Genomic DNA, 19510 nt, shown 5'->3' on the forward strand with positions numbered 1-19510 from the left:
GCGTCCCCAGCTACGAAGGCGGCGACCTGGTCGGCGAATCGCTTGACCTTTTCCTCGTCAGCCCCTTCCGGAGCACGCTCATATGTGCGTTCCCACGCGATTTCGGCGGCGCTTTTCTTCGGCATCCTGCCTCCGCGGACTAATTCGGCGCCTCGCGAATCTTCCGGCCACACCAAGCGCAGCTGGGAGGGACCGAGCGAGTTGCAAGGATCCACATATGGGCTAAAGCTGTCTCCTCTGCCCAGGATCTCACGTGCCGCCTTGGTACACGCTCTGCCTCGGCGGACTGGTCGAGCAAGTAGTTGACGTACTCGCGCCAACATCGGTCAGCTTGCTCCTTGTCCTGGTCATGCAGCGTTACGAAGGGCTCCACGAAGGGGCGACGGAGCGGCCCCTCGGCAAGGACGTCCAGCCTCCGCTCGCACCTGGGTACACGTCCGACGCCGAGCTTGCGTGTGAAGCCGTTCCTCAGCGGATTACCCCCTTGAGCCTGGATCTGGGTAATGGCCTGGCGGCGGCGCCGGTCGGCTTGCGAGGTAATCAAGTAGGCGACGACGCCCGCGATCAGCGCTGGTAGCACCAGCCATCCGATGACGGAAAGCGGCCAGGTGAAGTACGGGTAAGGAGCGTTCTTGGGCGTATCTCGGCCGACCAGGGCTCCCCAAGCATCGGACCAGCCCAGGAGCCCCCACTCGATCGAGAAGAGGGCAATGACGCCCAGGATCAGCCACCTGATCCGCCACAGCCAGCGTTCCAGCCTGCCCATGGCGTGTACGTCCACCACCGGGGCCTCCGAGGATCGAAGCTTGTCACGGCCATCCCGCCGGGGGCGGGCATACCGGCCACTCGACCCTAAATCGATCTTTGGTATGTCGCGAGTGGAGGGCAAGTCCAATGGCCCAGGCACCCCGGGCCCCGGAGGTCGTTTCCGCAGGTAGCCGTTTGGCAGTCGCCCCTCGGCATTTCGGCCACCTCGGCTGACATCCCACAGCAGCAGACGATGAAGGGCCGGACCGATCATGGTCCAGCCCTTCACCGCCTGCATCGGACCTGTTAGTCCCAACAGGTCCGACAGTATTTGAGCTGGCCGCCTCCCGAGCCGAGTGCTTGAGGGGCGGCGCTCCTACTGCTGTGCGCGCAGCTGGTCGCGGCGGGCCAGAACCAGGTCACGCCAGCGGGCACGGACGGTGTCGGGGCCATCGAGCCAAGACACCGTCGAGGGTTCGGGCATCCGCAGGCCGGCCATGTGGTTGGCGGCGTCGACGCAGTAGCGGTAGTCGCCGGTCCGGGTGAGTTCGGTGAGGCGAGTGATGGCGGTCCGGGCCTTGGCCTGCTCGCCGGTGACGGCATGGTGGAAAACGAGCGCGAGTTCGAGGACGGCCTGGGCGGCCGTGATGCCCGCGGCGTGGATCTCGGCCCGCAGGGCGCAGGCCTCGTCGAGGGTGGCCAGGGTTCCGGCCTGGCGGGCGAGGGCTGCGACCTGGACGGTGAGGGCGGTCGCGCGCTGGTCGAGCCCGGTCAGGAGGTGCTCGGCGAGGGCGATCTCCTCGTCGGCCCGGCCGGGGTCGGCGAAGGCGCAGGTGAGGGCGAGGTTGGCCTGGGCGATGGCCTGCTCGCCCCGGTTGCCGTGCTGCTCCGCTTCTGTGCGGGCGGTGGTGAAGGCGGTGGCGGCCTGGGTCATGTCGCCGTGGGCGAAGTGGATGTCGCCCAGGACCCGGCTGCCGCGGCCGGGCCAGCCCAGGGTGCGGGTGGTGCCGAGCGCGGCGGGGAAGTCGCCGCTCACACGGGCGAGGTGGGCCAGGCCGCGGGCCGCGTCGGGGGCGAGGCGGCCACCACCGTCGGCGACCCGGGCCATCCCGTCGCGGGACTCCGCCGCCTGGCCGAGGTCGCGGTACGCCTTGGCCCGGTAGTACAGGGCCAGGTCGGCGAGCTCGGCGGGCAGCAGGTCGCTGTCGAGGACTTGGGTGAGCCGGGAGACGGTGGTGGAGCGGTGCTCGTGCTGGCGCCGGGCGAGCGCGGACAGGAGCTCCGCCAGGGCGTCCGCGCCGGTGGCGATCTCCTCGTCGCCGTCCCGGGCCGGGAGGGGCAGCGGCTCCCACACGTAGTCGTCGGTGTAGGCGAAGGCTGCGTCGGTGAGCCAGCCCAGGTCGAGCCGGTGGTCGCGGGCCAGGGCCAGGCCCTGGCGCAGGCAGCCGACCAGAAAGCGCCGGTCCGGACCGGGGGCCGCCTGCCACTGCCCGCCGAGCGCGGCCAGGGCGCGGGACGCGGCCTGCTTCCAGTCGGTGTCGGTCCAGCGGTCGTCGGTGGCATCGTCGGCGGTCCGCAGAGTGGAGCGGATCAGCGCGTGCAGGTGGTACGGCCACAGGGCGAAGTCGTCACGGCGGACGAAGGGCCGCTCCACCATCCGGGCGGCGGCCGACAGGTGCGGCAGGCCGGCGGTGGCGGTGGCCAGCGGCAGGTCGAAGGCATCCAGCAGCGACACGGCGCGCAGCAGGTGGCGCTCGTCGGGGGTGAGGTCGGCGAGGGTGCGGGTGAGCAGCGCGGGGAAGTCGGTGCCGAAGTCGCCGGCGGACGGGGTGCGGCCGCCGCGGTGCAGTTCCAGGAAGCGGTGGGCGGCGAGGTCGAGGTAGAGGGGCAGGCCGTGGGACTGCTCGGCGATGACCTCGCGCAGCTCGGGGGCGATGAGGGGCTGGCCTTCGCGGGTCAGGCGGCGGGCGAGGTAGTCGGTGCAGTCCTCCGGGGAGAAGTCGCCGATGAGGACCTGCCGTCCGGATGTGGCCGGGCTGCCGGCGGGGCGGGGGCTGGGGACGGCCTGACCGGCCAGGCCCGGCCAGGCGGTGGGGCCGGTGTAGTCGAGCTGGCCTTCCAGGGCGGCGTCGGCCCACTGCAGGCGGCCGCGGCCGGTGACGATGAAGAACGCGTTCGGCATCAGCCACACCATGCGCTGCAGCAGGCGTTCGAGGTCGCGGTGGGTGCGGGTGCCGGTGTCCTCGAAGGTGTCCAGGAGGACCACCGGCACGACGGCCTGGTCGGCGGGGAGCCGGGCGAGCTCGAAGGCCAGCAGGTGCGGGTAGTAGGAGAGGGCGTCGAGGTCGGGCTCGGCGTCCAGGAGGTCGGCCAGGCGGTGGCAGGCGGCCAGCGCTCGTACGGTCTGCCTGCGCTCGCGCAGCGCGGTGGTCAGGGCGCCGGTGAGGGCGCCGACCGCGGTGCCGACGGTGCCGGGCAGCAGCAGGGCCTGGGCGACGTCCGAGAGGACGGACTGCACCTGCTGGGGCAACGCCTTCCCGAACCGGGCGGCCAGCCCGCCGCGGCTCAGGTACTCCTCCAGGCTCTCGCCGGGGTGCTGGTGCTCCCAGTAGCGGCGCAGGGCGATGTCGAAGGCGGGCAGCGGGCGGCCCAGGTGCGCGGCGAGGGCGAGGCGCAGGGTCAAGACGATGCGCTCGAAGTCGGTGCCGGCCGACCGGGCGAGGTCGATGCGGACCGGCAGCAGGGCCGGGCGGGCGGGCCAGGCGGGTTCGCCCCACCGGGCCGGGCGTCCCCCGGCTGAGGCGAGGGTGGCTTCCAGGGTGCGCGAGAAGGTGGTCTTGCCGATCCCGCCGACCCCGTGGAACACCAGGATGTTGGTGCGCGGCGCCTCCAGGTCTTCGGCGTCGAAGGAGGCGGCCCCGGTGCGGGCCAGGTGCTCGCCGAGGGCGCTCTGGACCAGGTCCCACTGCCCCTGCCGGTTGGTGAAGGCTTCCGCGGCCTCCACCCTGCGGTCGTTCGAACTGAACAGCGCCCGCAGATCCCGCCCGTTGCCCGTCATCGCATCCCCCTGGTGATCGACTGTGGGCCCAACCTAAGCCCAGGTGGGACGTGGTGAAGGGGCGTCACGGGACAATGGCCGACCACGTACGTCCGCACGGCCTTGAGGTGCACCACCATGACCGACCCGCTCCCGCCCGAAGACGCTGATCGGGCCCCGCTCCACCGGCCCGGCGCGGACGGCGAACAGGCCCGCACCCTCGTGGAGCGGGTGATCGACACGTACAACGCCCGCCTCGCTGCTGCCCGCCGGTCTCCTGGCCCGGACGCGGTGGACGTGGTGGCCGGCTGGCGTGAGGCCCGGGATCAGGCCGCCGGCGACCTGGAGCGGCTGGACACCGCGAGCGCGGACGAGACCGTGGAGATCGCCCTGCGTTACGCGGCCCGGCTCAACGAGCTCAAGGGCAGCTGACCGTCAGGCCGGAGACGGCCAGCGGCAGCCGGGCCCGGGTCGGCCGGTACTCCAGCGGGAGCGACCTCCAGGGAAGCGGCATGAGCGGCTGTGCCTGCGCCGTGAGGCCAGCCAGCTCGGTGCGCAGGTGGGGCAGCACCTGGTACAGCGCCTTCTGCACGGCGTGGAAGCGGGCGGCCTCCGAGTCGGTGTAGGGCCGGTGCCGGGCGGCGGCCAGGGCCCAGGCAGCCCACTGACCCCGGCCCAGAGACTGGCGGTCGGTGCCGAGCACCGTGACGGCGGCGACGTCCGGGGCGGCCGCCGCTGCGACCGTGATGTCGCCTGCCGTACGGCAGGCCCGCGCGTGGGCGGCCGGGAGGGGCAGTTCGGTGACCACATCGAGTTCCAGGGCGCGGGCGTGAGCGATGAGAGCGCCCTGTCGGCTGTCCGCTTCCCTTCCGGCCAGTACGACCACCTCGACCCGGTACCCGGCCCGGGCGAAGCGGTCCACGCTCGCCAGGAACTCGGCGGGGCCGGCGTAGTCGGCCTCGATGACGAGGTCGCCGCGGCACTCGCGGACGTACGCCTCGGCCTGCGCCTGCCATTCCTCCGCGTCGGGGCGGACCGCTTCGCCCACGATGCGCGGAGTGGTGGCCATCAGTGCCAGGTAGTCGGGGTGGGAGCCACGCATGTTTTCCGGGTCCAGGCGGATCGCTCCGGGCCGCATGGCACGGCGCAGCATCCGCCAGGCCAGCAGCTGCCCCGCGCCCTTCTCGCCGACGAGGTAGATGACGGCCGGGTCCGCCTGCGAAGTGATGCGGCGCAGGTAGGAGGGGACGATCAACTCGTCGAAGACCCACGCGTGCTCGTCCCTGCTGAGGCGGTGGTAGCCGGTTCCGGGCGGGCCGGGCAGTTGCTGGGCGCCCCGGCGGACCGGTTCGGCGGCCGCGGCGGCCCGTTCGGCGTCCCGGGAGACGGCAAGCCTGCGGTCCGCCGGCAGCCGCTCGTCGTGGACGAGCACTTCGGCGCGCACCAGGTCCCGGCGGAAGACACGGGTCTGGGGGCCGTCCCAGGGGCGCCGCCGTTCGGCCCGCAGCACGGCGGCCGCGGCTTCTGGGCCGATCCACCCGCCGGCGGCCAGTTCGTTGTCGTAGAGCGGCACCAGTCCTCGGCGGACCACCATCACCCGGTCCACCAGCCGCTCCGCCTCGACCACCGCCACGGTCTTCGGTAGGCCGCTCGCGCACGCGTCGTGGTTGTCCCAGGCGATGTAGCGGCCGTCCGGGCCGAAGAACCTCTGCAGGACGGCCAGCTGGCTGACCGCCTCCGCGACGGCCAGGACCACCAGTTCGATCCGGTATCCGGCCGCCCGGTAGACGGCGGACACCGCTCGGATCTCGGCTGGATCCGCCAGCGCCAGTTCCAGCACCACGTCCAGGCGGGCCGAGCGTGCGTACGCCTCGACCTCGGCCTGCCAGCGCCTAGTGTCCGGGCGGACCCCCATTCCGGCCGTCCGTACGTCCTGCTCCCGCAGCTGGGCGTACTTGCGGTGCGCGCTTTTGTAGAGGTCGCTGCTGATCCGGACGGCGCCTCCGCGGGCGGACAGCGCGGCGTGCAGCAGTTCGGCGATCGTGGTCTTGCCGCTGCCGGGCTGACCGGCGACGACCACGAGTACGGGCTGGTCTTGCGGGACCGCGCCCGCCGTCCACTGGGGTAAGCACGCGGCGAGGATCTGCTGGTGCTCTGCCTCCCCGAGGGGCACGGCGGACACGGTGCCGGTGGTCACTTGCTCCTTCCTTCCTGGTGCGGGTGTGCGGTTCGGCCGGCTACAGCCAGCGGAACGCGTCGCGGACCTGGGAGGCCGCGCCGGAGAGGTTGTCGGCGTGCAGGCGTCCGTCGAACTCGTAGGGGTCCTCCATGCCGTCCATCACGGCGGTGGAGGCGGCGTCGAGGACGTCGGCGAACGCGTCGTGCACCCCGGCCTGCTTGAGGGCCTCGACGACGTCGTCGTGGTCGGTGCCTCGCCGGATCGCGTCGGCGAGGAGCCGCAGGGCGGCGGCCGCGGCCGGGGCGAGGTCGGCCAGGCCCTCGTGGACGTCGGCCTGTCGGGCCGGGGACTGGATGCCGGTGATGCGGGCGAGCTCCTGCGACGGCTCCATGGTTGGTCTCCTTCTCCGGCCGGGCCGGGGTGGGCGAGTCAGCGGGCGGCGATGAGGGCGAGCGCGGCGGCCGCGGTGTCGTAGAGGGTGCTGAGGACCGGGACGCCGTGGCGGCGGGCGACGTACGCGAGGTAGCGGTTGCGCTCGGGGTTGGGGCAGTCGGGCGGGCAGCCGAGGACCGCCCTGCCAGACGTCACGTCCAGGCCGAACTCGACGTTGGTGGTCATGCCGGGCAGGGTGCGCAGGTCGCGGGGGATCCAGAAGAGGATCGCGCTCGCGGCGGCGCGGGCGTCGGTCTCCCAGTCGACCTGGTGCTCGTAGCGGTCGGCGCGCTTGCCGTCACGGGACTCGGGGCTCAGGGCGGTCAGCGGCTGCTCGCCGGACCACTGGGCGGCCAGGGCCTCGATGGCGGCGGGCCGCCAGGACGGGACCGGGGCGCTCTTGTCAGGGGTGGGGCCCGCGAGGAACACGGAGGGCCCGGGGGGAAGGGGTTCACGGGCCATGACGACGTTGACGACGTTCACTGGCGGTCTCCGTTCTCGGCGGCGGTGCGGGCGGCGTGCTGCGGGGTCCAGGGCAGGGGCAGACCGTCGTCCTCCTGGCGGGGCACCACGTGAACGTGGAGGTGGAAGACGGACTGGGTGGCCTCGCGGCCCTTACTGGTGATCAGGTTCGCGGCGGGCTGCTCGGCCATCAGCTCGGCGGCCCGGCGGTACACCGCGGCGGTGACCTCCGGGTCGGTGCCGGCGTCGGCGACGTGGACGCGCGGCAGGACCATGACGTGGCCCTCGGTCACTCCGCCGGTGCGCGGGCGGATCGCGAGGGCGTCGGGCCACTCGCGGACGATGACGGCCGGGGCGGTGCCGGCCGCGATGGAGCAGAAGACGCAGTTCTCCATTCCCATCCTTCTGGTTAGGGGTGTTGGGTCCAACAGGCCTTTCGCGGTGCCGCCGGGTGGCCCCGACACCCGAAAGAATGCCAACTCAAACTTGGCATGTCAACGTTAACTTGGCCAACTAATCTTTGGCTTGCGATGGTTGGGGGCATGAGTGCGCCCCCGACCTGCGCGGATGGTCGGGGGCGTTGGGTCTAACAGGCCTAAAGCGGTGTGAGGTGCAGTGCCCTGTCGAGGGCACGCAGCAGCTCCGGCTCCCATCCCGCGCGCGGGGCGTCGACGGCGAGCAGGCCCCCGGCACTGAGTGCGGCGAGCTGGACCTGGTGGTCGACGCCCAGGCGCCAGGCCTCGCGCAGAACATGGCGGGCCTTGTCCCGGGCGGCGCGGCCGGTGGTCGCCGCCTCCCGGGCGTCGGTGAGTGCGGCAAGCTGGCGGGCGGCCTTCTCCAGCCGGTCCATCAGCTCGGCGGCCTTCTCCGCGTCCGGGGCGGGCGGCACCAGGTGGAGCTCGGGGGGCGCGACCCCGCGGCGCAGCTGCTCCATCCGTACCGGCAGCGGCGACCAGCCCGGCATCCCGGCGAGGTCGATGTTCACCCGGGTCACCGTGGCTCCGTATGCGCGGCCGGTGCCCCACGCCTGCAGGGCGGTGCCGGCGGGCCGGTACTCGGGCTCGGCGTTCTCGGCAACGACGCCGCCGTGGTTGCCGCGCACGGACACCCACAGCCAATCGGCGCCTCCGGTGACTTCACCCATCAGCATGCGGCGCACCAGGAGGTAGCGCTGGAGCGCGGCCCGGGTGGCCCGGCGCAGCGGATAGACCTCGACGGACACCGGGCTGTCGGGGTGGGCGTTCTGCGGGTGGCGCCGGATGCGGACCTCTCCCAGGGCGGGGGAGAGGTCCTCCAGGCGCAGCGCGCACAGCTCTCCGACGCGGGCGCCGGTGTCCAGGACCACCGAGGCCATGGCGAGCATCCGCACCCAGCGGGGGTAGCCGTGTTCCATCAGGCCTCCCTCGATGCTCCAGCGGGTGCGGCGGCCGACATAGTCGGACAGGGTCACCAGGCTCTCGCGCAGCTGCTCGCGCCGGGCCACGTCGACCGGTTCCTTGCGGGGGAGCTCCTTGAGCTGGCGCAGGTAGTGGACCTCCAGGCCGAGCTCGCGCTGGAGCAGGGCCATCACCCCGGAGCGCACCATGGCCGTCGCCTCGCTCGTCGGGCGCTTCTCGCCGCGGTCGCGGAGCTCGCCGTCGAGGGCCAGGCGCTCGTACGCCCGGAGCGACTCGAGGTCGAAGACGTCGGCGAGGTCGTCGCCGATGCCGAGCGGGTGGCCGGGGTGCTGGAGGGCGCGGACCAGCTCGCGGGCGTGGGCCCGGATCTGCCGGCGGCGGGCGTCGGAGGGCGCCGCTTCGCACACGGCGTCCACGGCCTCCTGCAGCTCGGGCACCTCGTCCAAGAGGTCGGGCTTCTTCGTCACGCACCGCACCGTAGCCACGTCCGGACAGCCGCACGCACCGAACCCGGAATTAGACCCATTAGAACCAACAGGCCCAACCTCCCCTGACGTGGTCAGGGAGGGGAGGCTGGCCCTGCTGCGGGCTACCGGTCCGGCGACTTCCTGATGCGCGACAGCCCGGCGCGGACAAGGGTGGGGAGATGTCGATCCCCAAGCTGGTGGTCTATGAGCCCGATGAGCGCGGCTGGCGCAAGGTGCGCTTCGACGGGCAGATCCTCGGGACGGCCTACCGGGCCTCCGACATCCCGGAGCTACTGAGGCAGGCCGGGATGGAGAACGCGGAGGACTTCGACCTCACGCCGAGCGAGTTCGTGGAATGGCGAGGTGGCGGGCCGGAGACGTGGGCGGAGTCGCCGCCCTGACCGGGCCCTGACACAGCGAGAGCCCCACCGGAAGCGGTGGGGCTCTCGTGGTGGCCGGCTACTTCGTGACCGGCGGGCCGCTCTTGAGGTTCTTGTTGCGGCGCTGCGGGAACGGCGCGCCGTTGTTGTACTCGCGCTCGTCCCGACGGAGCTGCGCGAGGACGGCGGCTTCCACGTACGCGGACAGCGACACCGGAACGTCGGCGTCCTCGTCGTCGATCCGCTGGAGCGCGACCACGGCGTTGCGCAGCCGGTTCATGGTCTCCGGGCTGACGTAGGCCGGGATCTTCTCCTTCGTGCCCGGGCCTGACTTCTGCGCGCCCAGCTCCTTGCCGAGGAGGGTCCCCTGCCCGAAGGGCATTCCGTTGCTCATTCTGCAGCTCCCCGCGGCGCCACCAGCATGTGACCGAGCTGGTCGAAGTCACGCGTGGTGGTGGACCGCTTGTTGTACTCGCGGATCGACTTGTTCTCGTCGGGCGCGGTGGTGGCGTCCACCGACCTGCGGACCGGGCACACCAGCGCGTCCGGGTAGTGCTCGGCCATCTCGTTGCCGACCGAGCGGGAGATGATCGTCTTGCCCCAGGCCGTGAGCACGGCGGCCCGCACTCTCACGTCGTACTCCTCCTGGGCGTCGGCAATCGTCCTGCGCAACGGCTCGTTCGACTTCTTGTCCAAGCCGCTGAGCTGGCTGGGCACCAGGACCTCGCCGCCGATCGCCAGGGTGAAGGTCGAGAGCTTCCCGACCTTCGGCGGGCAGTCGACGATGGTGATGTCCACCGGCGCCTCGCTCCGCTTAATCGCCCGGCGCAGCGTGCGCTCGCCGTTGACCGCCGGGTCGTACTCGACGACCGCGCAGTCCTCGTAGCTGGGCACGATGTAGAGGTTCTTGTACCGGGTGTAGTAGGTCGCCTCGTCCAGGCCGGCCTCGCCGTACATGACGTTCTTCAGCGTCAGCCGGTGCTTGGGGTCCAGGCCTTCGGGATAGACCGGCGCCAGCCACCCGGTCAGACCGGCGTCCTGCGGGTCGGCGTCGATGATGCGCACCGTGTAGCCCATCGCCGCCCAGGCGCACGCGAGCTCCAGAGTCGTGGTCGTCTTCCCGGCGCCGCCCTTGCGGTTGAAGACGATGAATACGCGGTGCTCGCCCGGGGCGATCGGGGACGGCCCGGTGAATGAGGCCGGGAGCAGAATGCGCGGGCGCAGCTTGTTGGCCGGCTCCGTCCATTCCCGTTCGAAGACGGTCGGCATGCGCAGCCGGTCCGGGATCTTCAACGGCTCCAGCGTTACCTGGACCATGGCTCTCTCCTCATTCGGGCCTCTCCCCGTGGACTCATCACCGCCAGACCGTACCGCCTCCACCCGGCCCGTACGTGGACCCGGCCGCGTTCCGCCTGATCGAGGAAAACCCCAGGCCAGCGTGCTGCCCCTAACAGGGTTGACCCCATTGGGTCCAACAGGACCGGGTGCCTGGTGCGTTGACCAGGGAGGACCGTCCGGTACTCCGGTGAGACCCCCGCGCCCGCGCGCGCGTAGGACCGTCGCGTAAATCGCAAAATGCGTGACGCCGGAGACGTAAGCGATCAGGTGTACGTACGGTCCGCCCGCATGAGATCAAGCACCCGCCGCCCGGGCCGGCCCTCGCTGCTGACGCCGGAGCGGATCGAGAGCATCGTCAAGGCCACCGCCGTGGGAGTCGCCACCTCACTGGCCGCCGAGGGCGCCGGAGTTTCCCGGGCCACCGTCGCCCGGTGGATGGCCCGCGGCCGCGACGCCGCCCAGGCCCGCGAGGACGGCGAACCCGCGAACCCCTCCGACGACGCGTACGTCGACCTGTACCGGCAGGTGAACTCCGCGCGGGCGCAGATGGCCGCCCGGGCACTCGCCCGAGTTCTGCAGGCGGGCGCCGGGAGCCTGGTCCTGGAGGAACGCGTGCGCACCTACAACGACCCGGTCACCGGCCTGGACGTCGAGGAACGGCAGACCCGCTACCTGCGGCCGGACTGGCGGGCGGCGGCCTGGTGGCTCGCCCACGTGTTCCCCGAGCACTACGGGCCCAACGCCCAGAGCTGGGAGCAGGTCCTCGACGCGTACGACGCCGAGCAGGCCGCCATCGAGCACACCGCCGGCCCCGACGACCCGCACCTTGCCGCACTCGCCGAACGCCTGGCCGCCACCCTCGCCGTGCAAGACTCCGAACTCCCCCCGCCCCTCGAGGTGCCCGACGCGGCTCGGCGCGATGGCCGGGGTGACGCTCGCGCTGAGAGGTCGGCCCGAGACGGGGGTTGAACATTGACGTCAAGACGTGCGGCGGGGCACTCGCGCCGTGCATCGACGCGGTGCCCCGTCGACCTGCATCAGTGGTGCGTGTTCCACCACAGGATCGCAGCGGAGACAAGCAACGCTCCGAGGGACGTCGCAGCCCCCTTCACAAGGCCTTCGGCGGCCGTAGTGGCCAGGTGCCGGGCCACTCCCGCCGGGGGAGAGCTTGGCTCGGGATCGCGCTTGCGCATACGGTCGTGGTCGGTGTGGATGGCTTCTCCTCAAGTCGAGTACGTCCATGCATTCGTGAAGGCGGCTCCCTGTTGGCGCAGGGGGCCGTCGCCGTTTCCGGTGACGTCCGAAGGCCGCGGATGACAAGCTACTGACCCACTAGTCGTCGCAGGACATCGCAGGACAACGAAAGTCGGGGAGGGGCCCAATGCCCGCACACTGGAAGCCGGTCAGCCCCGCTGCGGGCGAGCTGGCGGAGTTCGCCGAGCGGCTACGGGACGCGGTCAGCGGTCGCGGGTATTCCATTCGGCAGATCGCCTCAGGGCAGCGGATGTCGCGCTCAACCGTGTACGCGGTGCTGGCGGGCGAGCGGCTGCCCAGCCACAGGCAGCTTGAGGATCTGCTCATGGTCCACAGCACAAGCAGGAGGCCCCTCCCCGCAGCGGACGTCAACTGGCTCTTCGCGACTCGAAGCAGGTTGGAGAAGACGCGACGAAGCCGAGCAAAGCCGCCGATGCCTCCTGTGCAACTTGGCCCGGTCGCCGAACAGCAGCGCTTCACCCAGGCCTTGAACGACTGGGTCGGGACCTATCGGCCGCACTTCCCGTTCTGGTGGCCCCAGCTCATGGGAGGAGGGGGAGTCTCGCGGGGATGGCTCCAACGATTCCTCGATGGCAAGGCGATTCCGTCAGAGTCAGGCATGCGTTCCCTCCTCCCTGAAGACCATCCCCCCGCTATGGACCGGCGGTTCTGGGACAAGTGCGTCGAGGCGCATTACCAGCTGCAGTGGATGGCCATGGAGGCCAGGCAAAGTCGGCGTACGGCTCGGGAGGTCCTGCGCATGCTGCAGGGCCGGCGATGATCCGGTGCACCGAAGGCAACACCCGGTCGGGGTTGAACCTGTTGGAACTAACAGGTTCAACCCCGACTGTGGTGCTGCTGGTCGGAGGTGGTCAGGTGAGGCCAGCGGAGGCGTTGTCGTCCCATCCGTCGTCGCGCTGCATGTAGCCGAGCATCGAGCGGGAGTGGCGGGCCCAGCCGCCTTGGTCGGCGATGGCGATGGCATCCTTGCCCCTCTGCCGGCCGACGGAGGCGAGGCCGATGCGCAGGGAGTGGCCGGTCCAGGAGATAGGCACTCCGGCGCGGGCGGAGATTCGCTTGATGGCCCGGGTGACGCTGTCGGGGACCAGGCCGCCGGTGATGTGGCCGTGCTGGTCGATACCGACGAAGGCGGGGGTGGAGGGGGCGGCCCAGCGCTGGCCGTGTTCGGCGACAAGTCGCTCGCGGTAGGTGGTGTAGGCGTGGACCGGGCAGATTTCCGGGTCCGTCGCGTAGCCGATCTTCGCGCTGCGGACCGAGTGCTTGGTCTTGCCGGTGAGCACGGCGACGACCAGGCCGCGCGGGTGCAGGGTGACGTCGCCTCTCTGGAGGCCGGCGGGGTCTTGGGCGCGTGAGGCGTAGTGGAAGCCGGTGAGGACCAGGGCCTTGTCCCGGAGGCCCGCGAGGGTGTCGGGGCAGGAGCGGGCGATGGCGTACAGACCGTCGATGTCGGCGCCGACCGCTTGGCCGCGGCCGCGCCGTTCACCGGCCTGCAGGAGCTTGACCTCCAGCCCGGCCAGCGCCTTGCGGGCTGCGGCCTGGTCGTCGCCGCTGACGGCGACGCCGCGCTGGCGCAGGCCGGTGACGGCGGCAGCGAGGTGGGTGTCGGCGGAGCTCGGCGCGTAGCCCTTCCCGTTCTGCTGGCCCTCACGCAGCATCCAGGCCACGAACGCCACCAGGGCGCCACGGGAGCCCTCCCGTTCGGGCAGGTCGGCGAAGGCGCAGAAGCGGGCCCACACCCGCCACGACTTCGCGTACGTGTCGACGGTGTTGTCCGGGGTGATCTCGGCGGCGACCGCGTCGGCCAGGTCCTCCGCCTCGGCCAACCGGCGGGCGGCGTCGATCCCGTGGCGGTCAGCCCACCGTTCGATGAGCGCCTGGCGCTCGGCGGCCGCCGTAGGTATCAGCTCGGAAGAGGGGTCGGCCTGGGCGGTCGGAGTGCTCATCAGCGCACCTGCTTGCGGTAGTAGCGCGCCATCCGCTCCTCGGAGGCGGCGTCGGTGTACTGGGTGGTGCGCCAGCGGAAGTGGTCATAGCCCTCGGTCTGCTGCCACGGTTCGGCGATCCGGCACAGGAGGTTCCAGTGCCGGCGCCTGGCCTTGAGGATCTCGGCCGAGCCGTCGTCATATTCGAATGTCCGGCGCAGGTTGTGCGTGACGGAGATCAGGGCGGTGCTGAGTGCGCTGGCGGCGTTGGACTCCTCCGCGCCGTGGTCGTGCTTCATGGCGAGGGCGCACACGCGTTCGGTGAGGAAGGCGTCCAGCGCGTCCAGGTCGGACTGCGTGATGTCGCTGGTGTACCGCGGCGTGGTGGCGGATGCGGTGAGGGGCACGGTGCGGGTTCCTTCGCCTCGGAGGCCTGGTTCTTGACCGGCCATCATGTCGGGTTTGTCGCGTCGGATAAGTAGACCTTATCCGACGTGACACCTCGCGCGGCTACCGTTCCGCCATGACGACCGGATCCCGCCCGCGCTTCTCCGTCCGCGCCGGCCTCGCCGCCGCGCCCGAACACGACGGACCCTTCGACGGCGTGCCCGATCACCTGCGGCCGCCGCTGGCGGAATGGCTGGAGCACGCGCTGGAGCACGAGGAACTCGGCGACTACTCCGACGAGGAGGTCGCCGAGCGAACCCTCTGCCTGCGGCTGCGCATCGTCCCGGACCGGGACCGCCCGCGGTTCGGCTCGAGGTACCGCAACGCCCTGGTCTCGGCGCCCGGCGTCCAACTGCTCGACGTCGTCGACGCAGTCCTCGCCTACAAGGCAGAGCGCCAGGTGGACGACCCGGAATCCATTCAGCGGCTCACCGACCTGCTGGACGAGGCCGGTTCCGCGTACCGGGTCGCCGAGACACGGGACGGGCTGGAGGAGCGTGTCACCCCCGGCGTCCGTGACGCGGTCCGCCAGACCATCGCAGATGCGGCGGGCGCATCGGCTTCGGGATCGGCCGCCGAGCACCTCGCCACGGCTTGGCAGGCGGCCTACGGGCGCAGCCCGGATCCAGTGCGGGCGTACAGCGAGTCCATCAAGGCGGTCGAGGCCGCCGCGCACGCCGTCATCCAGCCGAACAACGCCAAGGCCACCCTCGGCACGATGCTGGGCGAGATCAAGAACGCCCGGCACAAGTTCACCACCGCGCTGTCCACTCCCGCGGGCGGTGACCCGATCACGTCGGCCGAGGCGATGATGCGCGCGCTGTGGGAGGGGCAGACCTCCCGGCACGGGGCCCAGCGCGCCACCGTGCCCGAGACCCTGGAAGCCGCCCGGGCTGCTGTTCACCTTGCCGCCGCCCTGGTGCAGTGGTTCGTCTCGGGAGCCGTGGTTCGCAACCCCTGAACGGCGGGGCGGCAGGCGCCCACCCATCTGCAACAACTCATGAAACACGGCCGTCGCAGGTAGGCGGCCCGCCAGGCGGTTGCTTCACGTGCGACCACCTATGAAACGGGGACTGGCGTACGTACACGCCGAGCAGGGGGCGCCAGGAGGGGTGCACGGGGCGTCGGGTCCGGTGCGCGCTACGAAGGGTCGAGGCACCCCCCGTGCGGCGCGTGCCCGACGGGCGCCGGCCGTGGGCGCGGAGGCGCGGGCCGCACCCGCTTGCTCGGCTGCGTCGGCCGGTCCGAACAGAGGTCGTCCATGGCACTAAGAAGTGCCGCGACGGTCTCCCCAGCCACGGCCTGGGTCCGCTCGTCTTGGGCCAGCGTCTCGGCAGCGAGGGCGACCGCGATGGCGGCCTGGAGAACACCGACGGAGACATGAGCGGTGCGCGTGGCCGCGAGGGCGGTCTCGGCCTGCTCCGTGAAGGACAGGGTCGTATGCATGGTGCAGACCCTGGCCTCATCCCCGGCCGGGGCGGTTCCGACCCACCGGCCTCCGCCGATACGTCACCGAGTTCACGTACGCCCTCAGCGCTTTCCGCCTGCGGCTAGGAAGTGGATACCGGGGTGGCAACGGGCGTGAGCTGCTCGTTATCCACCCCGGCCGTTCCTGTCAGCGGCGGTGCGTGTGTCCCCGTGTCCCCTCCTGTGTCCCGATTTGCGCTTTCGTGAAGCCGCAGACCAGGGGGCCTTTTGTGGCGAACAGGTGAGGGATCAGCCGTCCCACGGAGACTCGGGATCGGCTGCCGCGGCTACTTGCGTGTGCGGAGGTTCGCCCAGGAGCCGCCGAGGGCGGTCACCGCACCCCCGATGGTGCCGACGGCGGTTGCCGCCTCGGGGTTATGCGTCAGCGCCAAGACGACCACCGCCACGATGGAGGCGAGAGCGGTAAGAGCGATCACCCACGCCAGCGGGTTGGAGCTCGGCAAGTCGTTTGGGGTACGGTCAATGGTCGTCAAGGGTTCCGGTCTCCTCACAGTGAGCGGGGACCCGACAGCAGGCGAGTGGGAGATCCCAGCGGAGCCAGGCCGGCAAGCATCGGCTCCGCAAAGGTGGTCTCCCTTCGTCTTTCTGAAGGGCCTTCAGTGCCCAACCACGTTACTGGTGTCTCTGGGGTGCCCTGGGCCTGCGTCGGGGCGGACGGCGCCTCCGCGCAGTCCGCCAGGCGCACTTTTCCCCGTCCGCCTACCACGAGGGGCGAGGATTGAGAAGCAAACTATCCACAGGGAAAAACCCTGCTCAGGGGCCATCCCTGTGGATAACCCGCCCGCCAGCCCCTCCCGACGTGCGTGTGACGTAGATCACTGTCATTTTGTGGTCTGGGGAAGCGTTCAACTCCCCTTCGAGGCACCCACGTTGTCCTGGCAGGCACCACCCCCGGCGAAGAGGTCAACGACGGGCAGCATGGCGCCCGACCTGCCAAGCGACGTCCGGGTCGGTGAGGACCAGCGGTCGTACGCGCAGGAGTCCGTCGGCACCCGGGTCGGGCCCTCCGGGAGGGAGCAGCCCGGCCTCCTGGGTAACGCCGTCGACCCACTGTCCGTCCGAGCTGGGGCGTCCCTGCAGCTGGCGCACGACCGGCGCGGTCCCGAGGTAGACGACCCGGCGCCGGGCTCGCAGGTAGGCGCGCAGGATGCTCCGCAGCTCGCCCTTGGACTTCGGAGTGAGCTCCACCTCGACGGCGACCACGGGGCCACCGGGCGGCACCAGGACCAGGTCCGGCCAGTGCACCGCGTGGGCGCCGGCCGGGACCGCGAGGGTCTCCCCGCGCCGGGCGCGCTCGGGCACCCCGGGTACACCGAGGTCCGCGAGGAGTTCCGCCGGTCGCCCGGGCACCGCCTCGGCGGAGCGGACTTCGCGCTCGGTGAGCACCGTGTGCCCGGCCGCTTCCAGGGCGAGGCCGACATCGGCGAGGGCCAGGCGGTGGAGCAGCCGTTCGCCCGGGCGGGACGGTGCCGACAGGCCGGTGCCCGCGATGCGCGCTCCGCGCTCGGTGGGCCACACGACGGTGCCCGCCCACCGCATCGCCGCAGAGCGGTGCAGCAGCCCGGCCTCCGCCATGACCCGGGTCCGCAGGCGCGCGGTCTCGAGTCTGCCGTGCCAGCACGCGGTGGCTGCCTGGTGCAGGGTCAGGGTCCCGTATCGCGTCGCGAGCGCGAGGAGCCGCTCGTCCGCCTCCGTGCGCATCCAGCCGTCGCCCCGGGTCTCGCCGCTGCCGCGCACGCTGCGCCGGCGCTCCGCCCGCACTCGGTAGGCCCCCGCCGTCTCCTTCATCTCCACTGCCCGCTCCCCTGTCCTTACTTGACGCGCGCCAGCGCCTCTCGCGCTGACGTGAGAGGCACTCTGACCTGCAAAGAGGACAGGAAGCTGTACAGGTTTTATCGAACGCGGCCCGGCGTACGACGTGGAGCACCTCGCGGAGGAGCCCGGCGGGGTCCGGGCGTACGGTCGATGGGTGAGCACGACGTTGACGGAGCCGGTGGAGTCCCGGCCGTGGCGGCCCGAGAGCGGGCCGAGGCCGAGGGTCTGGTCCTGGCCTGCCGGTGACCGGCCCGCCCTGTGGGTGTGGTCTTGCGGGGCGTGGCGGTACGGGGTCGTAATGGCCAAGCACGACTACGCGGACGGCCGGGTGATCTACAAGGTGGCTGTCGACCTGGACGGGGCGACCAGCACGGTGTCCCGGTTCTACGCGTGGCCGCAGCCCGGCCTGCGGCGGGCGCACGGGTCCGGCTCGGAGCCCTCCGACTCGGGACCGCCGATCCTGGCGCCACGGCGGCGGAGCGTCGACTCCGCGTAGGGACGGACGGGCGCGGCTACAGCTGAGTCAGGTGGTCGCGTACGGGTCCGGCGAGCTCGGCGTAGAAGTCGATGCGGTCCTGGGCCTGGAGGATCTGGGCGCACACGGTCAGCAAGCCGATGCGAGCCTCGGGCCGGTCCAGGACGGGGGCGAGCTCGGTGCGGATGCGGGCGGCCGTCTCGGGGGTGAGCAGGGCGTACAGGTACAGGGTGGCCGCGTCGTAGCCGTACGGGGCGCGGCCCCACCCTTCCCAGTCCAGGATGTGCGGGCCGCGGGTGACGTTGCCGTAGTGGAGGTCTCCGTGGGCGGTGGTCCAGGTGACGTCCTCGACCTGGTGGCCGGTGAACTCGGGGATGACGCGGCGCAGGTACTCCTCGCGTACGGCCTCGCGGTCGGCCGGTGGCGGGACGTCGGCGAGGGCGTCCAGGGCGGCGGCCATCTCCTTCCACCACGTCTCGGGCAGGCCGGGGTCTTCGTCGAGGACGGGGCGCGGGGAAACCATCGGGTCGGGGGCGAGGGCGTACAGCTCGGCCCGGTACGCGTACGCGCCGGTGGTCCAGTCCCGGATGCGGAACAGGTCGGGGCGCGGCACCGAGGCGGGAAGGGTGCGGGAGGTGGACGGGCCGTTCCACAGCGTGCCGCCCTCGGTGCCGGCCTCGGCGCAGACCACGCGGAGCCAGTGCGGGCCGGCGGCGCCCGACAGGGTCCGGCCCCGGTACCCCCACACCCTGCGGCCGGTGGCTCGCAGGCCGAACTGGTCGGCGGCGTGCTGTTGGGCGGCCAGCATCCGGTCGACGGTGGCGGGGGCGGGGGCCTCGAACATGGCGGGTCCTACCTGTGGGAGACGGCTGCCGCGTCCTTGGATACCAGCTCGGTGGCGAGGGCCGCGACCTGTTCCACGGTGAGGCCGGAGCGCTCGGCCAGCTCTCCGAAGGTGAGACGGGCGCCGGAGACCAGGGCCTCCAGCACGGGGCGCACGGACGGGTGGAGCTCCCATTCGTGTCCGGCCGCGCGCAGCACGACGGCCTCGTCGGCGCCCTCGATCGCGGCCCGGGCAGTGGTGAGGGCCAGGACCAGGGCGGGGTCGGCGGGGACGTCGCCGATGTACGGGAGGGAGGGGGCCGGGCGGCCGGGATCGCGGGCGTCCTGGGAGGCGGCGAACTCCGAGACGATGTGGGGGTGGAGCGCCTCGGCGACTTCTTTGCGCAGCTGCTCGGCGTACGCGGTGCGCTCGGCGGGGCCGGCCACGGTCGGGACGCCTGCACGCACGGTGGGGGAGTGGAGGAGCTGCCCGGCCAGCCACACCAGGAGGTGGTGCCCCGTCGCGGGTGTCAGGCCGCAGGTGAGATGCAGGGACCGGCCTTCGGTGGCGGCCACGGCGTGCCACCAGCCTCGTGGGAGGTACAGCATGTCCCCGGCCTGGAGGACGACTTCGGCGACTGGCGGCCCCTCGGGCTTCTCGGGGGCCTCGACGTCCAGGCGGAGCGGGTCCGTGCGGGTGGCCCCGTACAGGTTCCACCGCTTCGCGCCTTCGAGCTGGACGACCACGACGTCGTGGTCGTCCCAGTGGACGCCGAAGGCCTCGGTGGGGTGCCAGGAGGCGTACAGGTTGGCCTGGACGTCGGTGC

General features: G+C 71.8%; 22 protein-coding genes. 6 read left to right on the forward strand and 16 right to left on the reverse strand.

Annotated elements, in window-relative coordinates; translation table 11 throughout:
- Nucleotides 1-139 precede the first annotated feature (139 nt).
- Both AB0F18_RS16790 and AB0F18_RS16795 read right to left on the reverse strand, forming a co-directional pair.
- Nucleotides 140-784, reverse strand: coding sequence for a DUF6313 family protein (locus tag AB0F18_RS16790; protein WP_362060665.1), 645 nt, complete (start codon nt 782-784; stop codon nt 140-142).
- A 339-nt stretch (nt 785-1123) separates the two neighbouring features.
- Entirely contained in the window at nt 1124-3805 is a 2682-nt protein-coding gene (locus AB0F18_RS16795; protein ID WP_362060668.1) for an ATP/GTP-binding protein, read from the reverse strand.
- Nucleotides 3806-3922: 117 nt separating this feature from the next.
- Here AB0F18_RS16795 and AB0F18_RS16800 point away from each other — a divergent pair, with 117 nt between their 5' ends.
- Nucleotides 3923-4216 carry a hypothetical protein gene (locus AB0F18_RS16800; protein WP_362060671.1) on the forward strand — a complete coding sequence of 98 codons (294 nt, stop codon included), beginning with the start codon at nt 3923-3925 and terminating at the stop codon, nt 4214-4216.
- On the opposite strand, the gene AB0F18_RS16805 is transcribed toward AB0F18_RS16800, so the two are convergent.
- The 5 genes from AB0F18_RS16805 to AB0F18_RS16825 all read right to left on the reverse strand — a co-directional run bounded on the left by AB0F18_RS16805 (nt 4203) and on the right by AB0F18_RS16825 (nt 8721).
- On the reverse strand, nt 4203-5981 hold the full coding sequence (locus AB0F18_RS16805) for a zeta toxin family protein (RefSeq protein WP_362060674.1): 1779 nt from the start codon (nt 5979-5981) through the stop codon (nt 4203-4205). The genes AB0F18_RS16800 and AB0F18_RS16805 overlap by 14 nt on opposite strands.
- A 40-nt stretch (nt 5982-6021) precedes the next feature.
- Nucleotides 6022-6354: a hypothetical protein gene (locus AB0F18_RS16810; RefSeq protein ID WP_362060677.1), complete on the reverse strand. Its 333-nt coding sequence runs from the start codon at nt 6352-6354 to the stop codon at nt 6022-6024.
- A gap of 38 nt (nt 6355-6392) precedes the next feature.
- Nucleotides 6393-6878 (reverse strand): nucleoside 2-deoxyribosyltransferase domain-containing protein, encoded by a 486-nt coding sequence (locus AB0F18_RS16815; protein WP_362060680.1) that lies wholly within the window; start codon nt 6876-6878, stop codon nt 6393-6395.
- Nucleotides 6875-7252 (reverse strand): HIT domain-containing protein, encoded by a 378-nt coding sequence (locus AB0F18_RS16820; protein WP_362060683.1) that lies wholly within the window; start codon nt 7250-7252, stop codon nt 6875-6877. The genes AB0F18_RS16815 and AB0F18_RS16820 overlap by 4 nt, the downstream gene beginning before the upstream one ends.
- 200 nt (nt 7253-7452) lie before the next feature.
- A complete protein-coding gene (locus AB0F18_RS16825; protein ID WP_362060686.1) occupies nt 7453-8721 on the reverse strand; it encodes a hypothetical protein in 1269 nt (422 codons plus the stop codon).
- Nucleotides 8722-8900: 179 nt separating this feature from the next.
- Between AB0F18_RS16825 and AB0F18_RS16830 the strand changes: the two genes are divergently transcribed.
- Nucleotides 8901-9122, forward strand: a complete 222-nt coding sequence (locus AB0F18_RS16830; RefSeq protein WP_362060689.1) for a hypothetical protein — start codon at nt 8901-8903, stop codon at nt 9120-9122.
- Nucleotides 9123-9180: 58 nt separating this feature from the next.
- Here the strand turns inward: AB0F18_RS16830 and AB0F18_RS16835 are convergent, their stop codons facing one another.
- Together AB0F18_RS16835 and AB0F18_RS16840 are read right to left on the reverse strand one after the other, a co-directional pair.
- Nucleotides 9181-9495 carry a hypothetical protein gene (locus AB0F18_RS16835; RefSeq protein WP_362060692.1) on the reverse strand — a complete coding sequence of 105 codons (315 nt, stop codon included), beginning with the start codon at nt 9493-9495 and terminating at the stop codon, nt 9181-9183.
- Nucleotides 9492-10418, reverse strand: coding sequence for a ParA family protein (locus AB0F18_RS16840; RefSeq protein WP_362060695.1), 927 nt, complete (start codon nt 10416-10418; stop codon nt 9492-9494). Before AB0F18_RS16840 ends, AB0F18_RS16835 begins: the two co-directional genes overlap by 4 nt.
- Nucleotides 10419-10727: 309 nt before the next feature.
- On the opposite strand from AB0F18_RS16840, the gene AB0F18_RS16845 reads away from it, so the two are divergent.
- Together AB0F18_RS16845 and AB0F18_RS16850 are read left to right on the forward strand one after the other, a co-directional pair.
- On the forward strand, nt 10728-11408 hold the full coding sequence (locus AB0F18_RS16845; RefSeq protein ID WP_362060697.1) for a hypothetical protein: 681 nt from the start codon (nt 10728-10730) through the stop codon (nt 11406-11408).
- A gap of 412 nt (nt 11409-11820) precedes the next feature.
- The gene (locus tag AB0F18_RS16850) at nt 11821-12474 is read left to right on the forward strand and encodes a helix-turn-helix domain-containing protein (RefSeq protein ID WP_362060700.1); all 654 of its coding nucleotides are present in this window, start codon (nt 11821-11823) and stop codon (nt 12472-12474) included.
- Nucleotides 12475-12565: 91 nt separating this feature from the next.
- Here AB0F18_RS16850 and AB0F18_RS16855 read toward each other — a convergent pair whose 3' ends face one another.
- Together AB0F18_RS16855 and AB0F18_RS16860 are read right to left on the reverse strand one after the other, a co-directional pair.
- Nucleotides 12566-13657 carry an integrase gene (locus AB0F18_RS16855; protein WP_362060703.1) on the reverse strand — a complete coding sequence of 364 codons (1092 nt, stop codon included), beginning with the start codon at nt 13655-13657 and terminating at the stop codon, nt 12566-12568.
- Nucleotides 13657-14043, reverse strand: coding sequence for a hypothetical protein (locus tag AB0F18_RS16860; protein ID WP_362060705.1), 387 nt, complete (start codon nt 14041-14043; stop codon nt 13657-13659). Before AB0F18_RS16860 ends, AB0F18_RS16855 begins: the two co-directional genes overlap by 1 nt.
- 116 nt (nt 14044-14159) lie before the next feature.
- Between AB0F18_RS16860 and AB0F18_RS16865 the strand changes: the two genes are divergently transcribed.
- Nucleotides 14160-15044 (forward strand): hypothetical protein, encoded by an 885-nt coding sequence (locus AB0F18_RS16865; RefSeq protein ID WP_362060708.1) that lies wholly within the window; start codon nt 14160-14162, stop codon nt 15042-15044.
- A gap of 179 nt (nt 15045-15223) precedes the next feature.
- On the opposite strand, the gene AB0F18_RS16870 is transcribed toward AB0F18_RS16865, so the two are convergent.
- The 3 genes from AB0F18_RS16870 to AB0F18_RS16880 form a co-directional block, all read right to left on the reverse strand.
- Nucleotides 15224-15529, reverse strand: a complete 306-nt coding sequence (locus AB0F18_RS16870) for a hypothetical protein (protein ID WP_362060710.1) — start codon at nt 15527-15529, stop codon at nt 15224-15226.
- A gap of 308 nt (nt 15530-15837) precedes the next feature.
- Nucleotides 15838-16044, reverse strand: coding sequence for a hypothetical protein (locus tag AB0F18_RS16875; protein WP_362060713.1), 207 nt, complete (start codon nt 16042-16044; stop codon nt 15838-15840).
- Between the two features lie 430 nt (nt 16045-16474).
- Nucleotides 16475-17365 carry a hypothetical protein gene (locus AB0F18_RS16880; protein WP_362060716.1) on the reverse strand — a complete coding sequence of 297 codons (891 nt, stop codon included), beginning with the start codon at nt 17363-17365 and terminating at the stop codon, nt 16475-16477.
- A 175-nt stretch (nt 17366-17540) separates the two neighbouring features.
- Between AB0F18_RS16880 and AB0F18_RS16885 the strand changes: the two genes are divergently transcribed.
- The gene (locus AB0F18_RS16885) at nt 17541-17882 is read left to right on the forward strand and encodes a hypothetical protein (protein ID WP_362060718.1); all 342 of its coding nucleotides are present in this window, start codon (nt 17541-17543) and stop codon (nt 17880-17882) included.
- 16 nt (nt 17883-17898) lie between these two features.
- Here AB0F18_RS16885 and AB0F18_RS16890 read toward each other — a convergent pair whose 3' ends face one another.
- A complete protein-coding gene (locus AB0F18_RS16890) occupies nt 17899-18705 on the reverse strand; it encodes a phosphotransferase (RefSeq protein WP_362060721.1) in 807 nt (268 codons plus the stop codon).
- An 8-nt stretch (nt 18706-18713) separates the two neighbouring features.
- A partial coding sequence (locus AB0F18_RS16895) for a cupin domain-containing protein (RefSeq protein WP_362060724.1) occupies nt 18714-19510 on the reverse strand: 797 nt, incomplete at its 5' end.

Origin of the sequence: Streptomyces sp. NPDC029216 (assembly GCF_040648015.1) — a bacterium.
In the GTDB taxonomy this organism is placed as follows: Bacteria; Actinomycetota; Actinomycetes; order Streptomycetales; family Streptomycetaceae; genus Streptomyces.

Bases quoted from the DNA above. Each gene is read 5' to 3' on its own strand.
- AB0F18_RS16835 (WP_362060692.1), bottom strand. From the start codon at position 9,495: ATGAGCAACGGAATGCCCTTCGGGCAGGGGACCCTCCTCGGCAAGGAG.
- AB0F18_RS16810 (WP_362060677.1), bottom strand. From the start codon at position 6,354: ATGGAGCCGTCGCAGGAGCTCGCCCGCATCACCGGCATCCAGTCCCCG.
- AB0F18_RS16840 (WP_362060695.1), bottom strand. From the start codon at position 10,418: ATGGTCCAGGTAACGCTGGAGCCGTTGAAGATCCCGGACCGGCTGCGC.
- AB0F18_RS16870 (WP_362060710.1), bottom strand. From the start codon at position 15,529: ATGCATACGACCCTGTCCTTCACGGAGCAGGCCGAGACCGCCCTCGCG.
- AB0F18_RS16845 (WP_362060697.1), top strand. From the start codon at position 10,728: ATGAGATCAAGCACCCGCCGCCCGGGCCGGCCCTCGCTGCTGACGCCG.
- AB0F18_RS16830 (WP_362060689.1), top strand. From the start codon at position 8,901: ATGTCGATCCCCAAGCTGGTGGTCTATGAGCCCGATGAGCGCGGCTGG.
- AB0F18_RS16865 (WP_362060708.1), top strand. From the start codon at position 14,160: ATGACGACCGGATCCCGCCCGCGCTTCTCCGTCCGCGCCGGCCTCGCC.
- AB0F18_RS16820 (WP_362060683.1), bottom strand. From the start codon at position 7,252: ATGGAGAACTGCGTCTTCTGCTCCATCGCGGCCGGCACCGCCCCGGCC.
- AB0F18_RS16850 (WP_362060700.1), top strand. From the start codon at position 11,821: ATGCCCGCACACTGGAAGCCGGTCAGCCCCGCTGCGGGCGAGCTGGCG.
- AB0F18_RS16890 (WP_362060721.1), bottom strand. From the start codon at position 18,705: ATGTTCGAGGCCCCCGCCCCCGCCACCGTCGACCGGATGCTGGCCGCC.
- AB0F18_RS16795 (WP_362060668.1), bottom strand. From the start codon at position 3,805: ATGACGGGCAACGGGCGGGATCTGCGGGCGCTGTTCAGTTCGAACGAC.
- AB0F18_RS16800 (WP_362060671.1), top strand. From the start codon at position 3,923: ATGACCGACCCGCTCCCGCCCGAAGACGCTGATCGGGCCCCGCTCCAC.
- AB0F18_RS16855 (WP_362060703.1), bottom strand. From the start codon at position 13,657: ATGAGCACTCCGACCGCCCAGGCCGACCCCTCTTCCGAGCTGATACCT.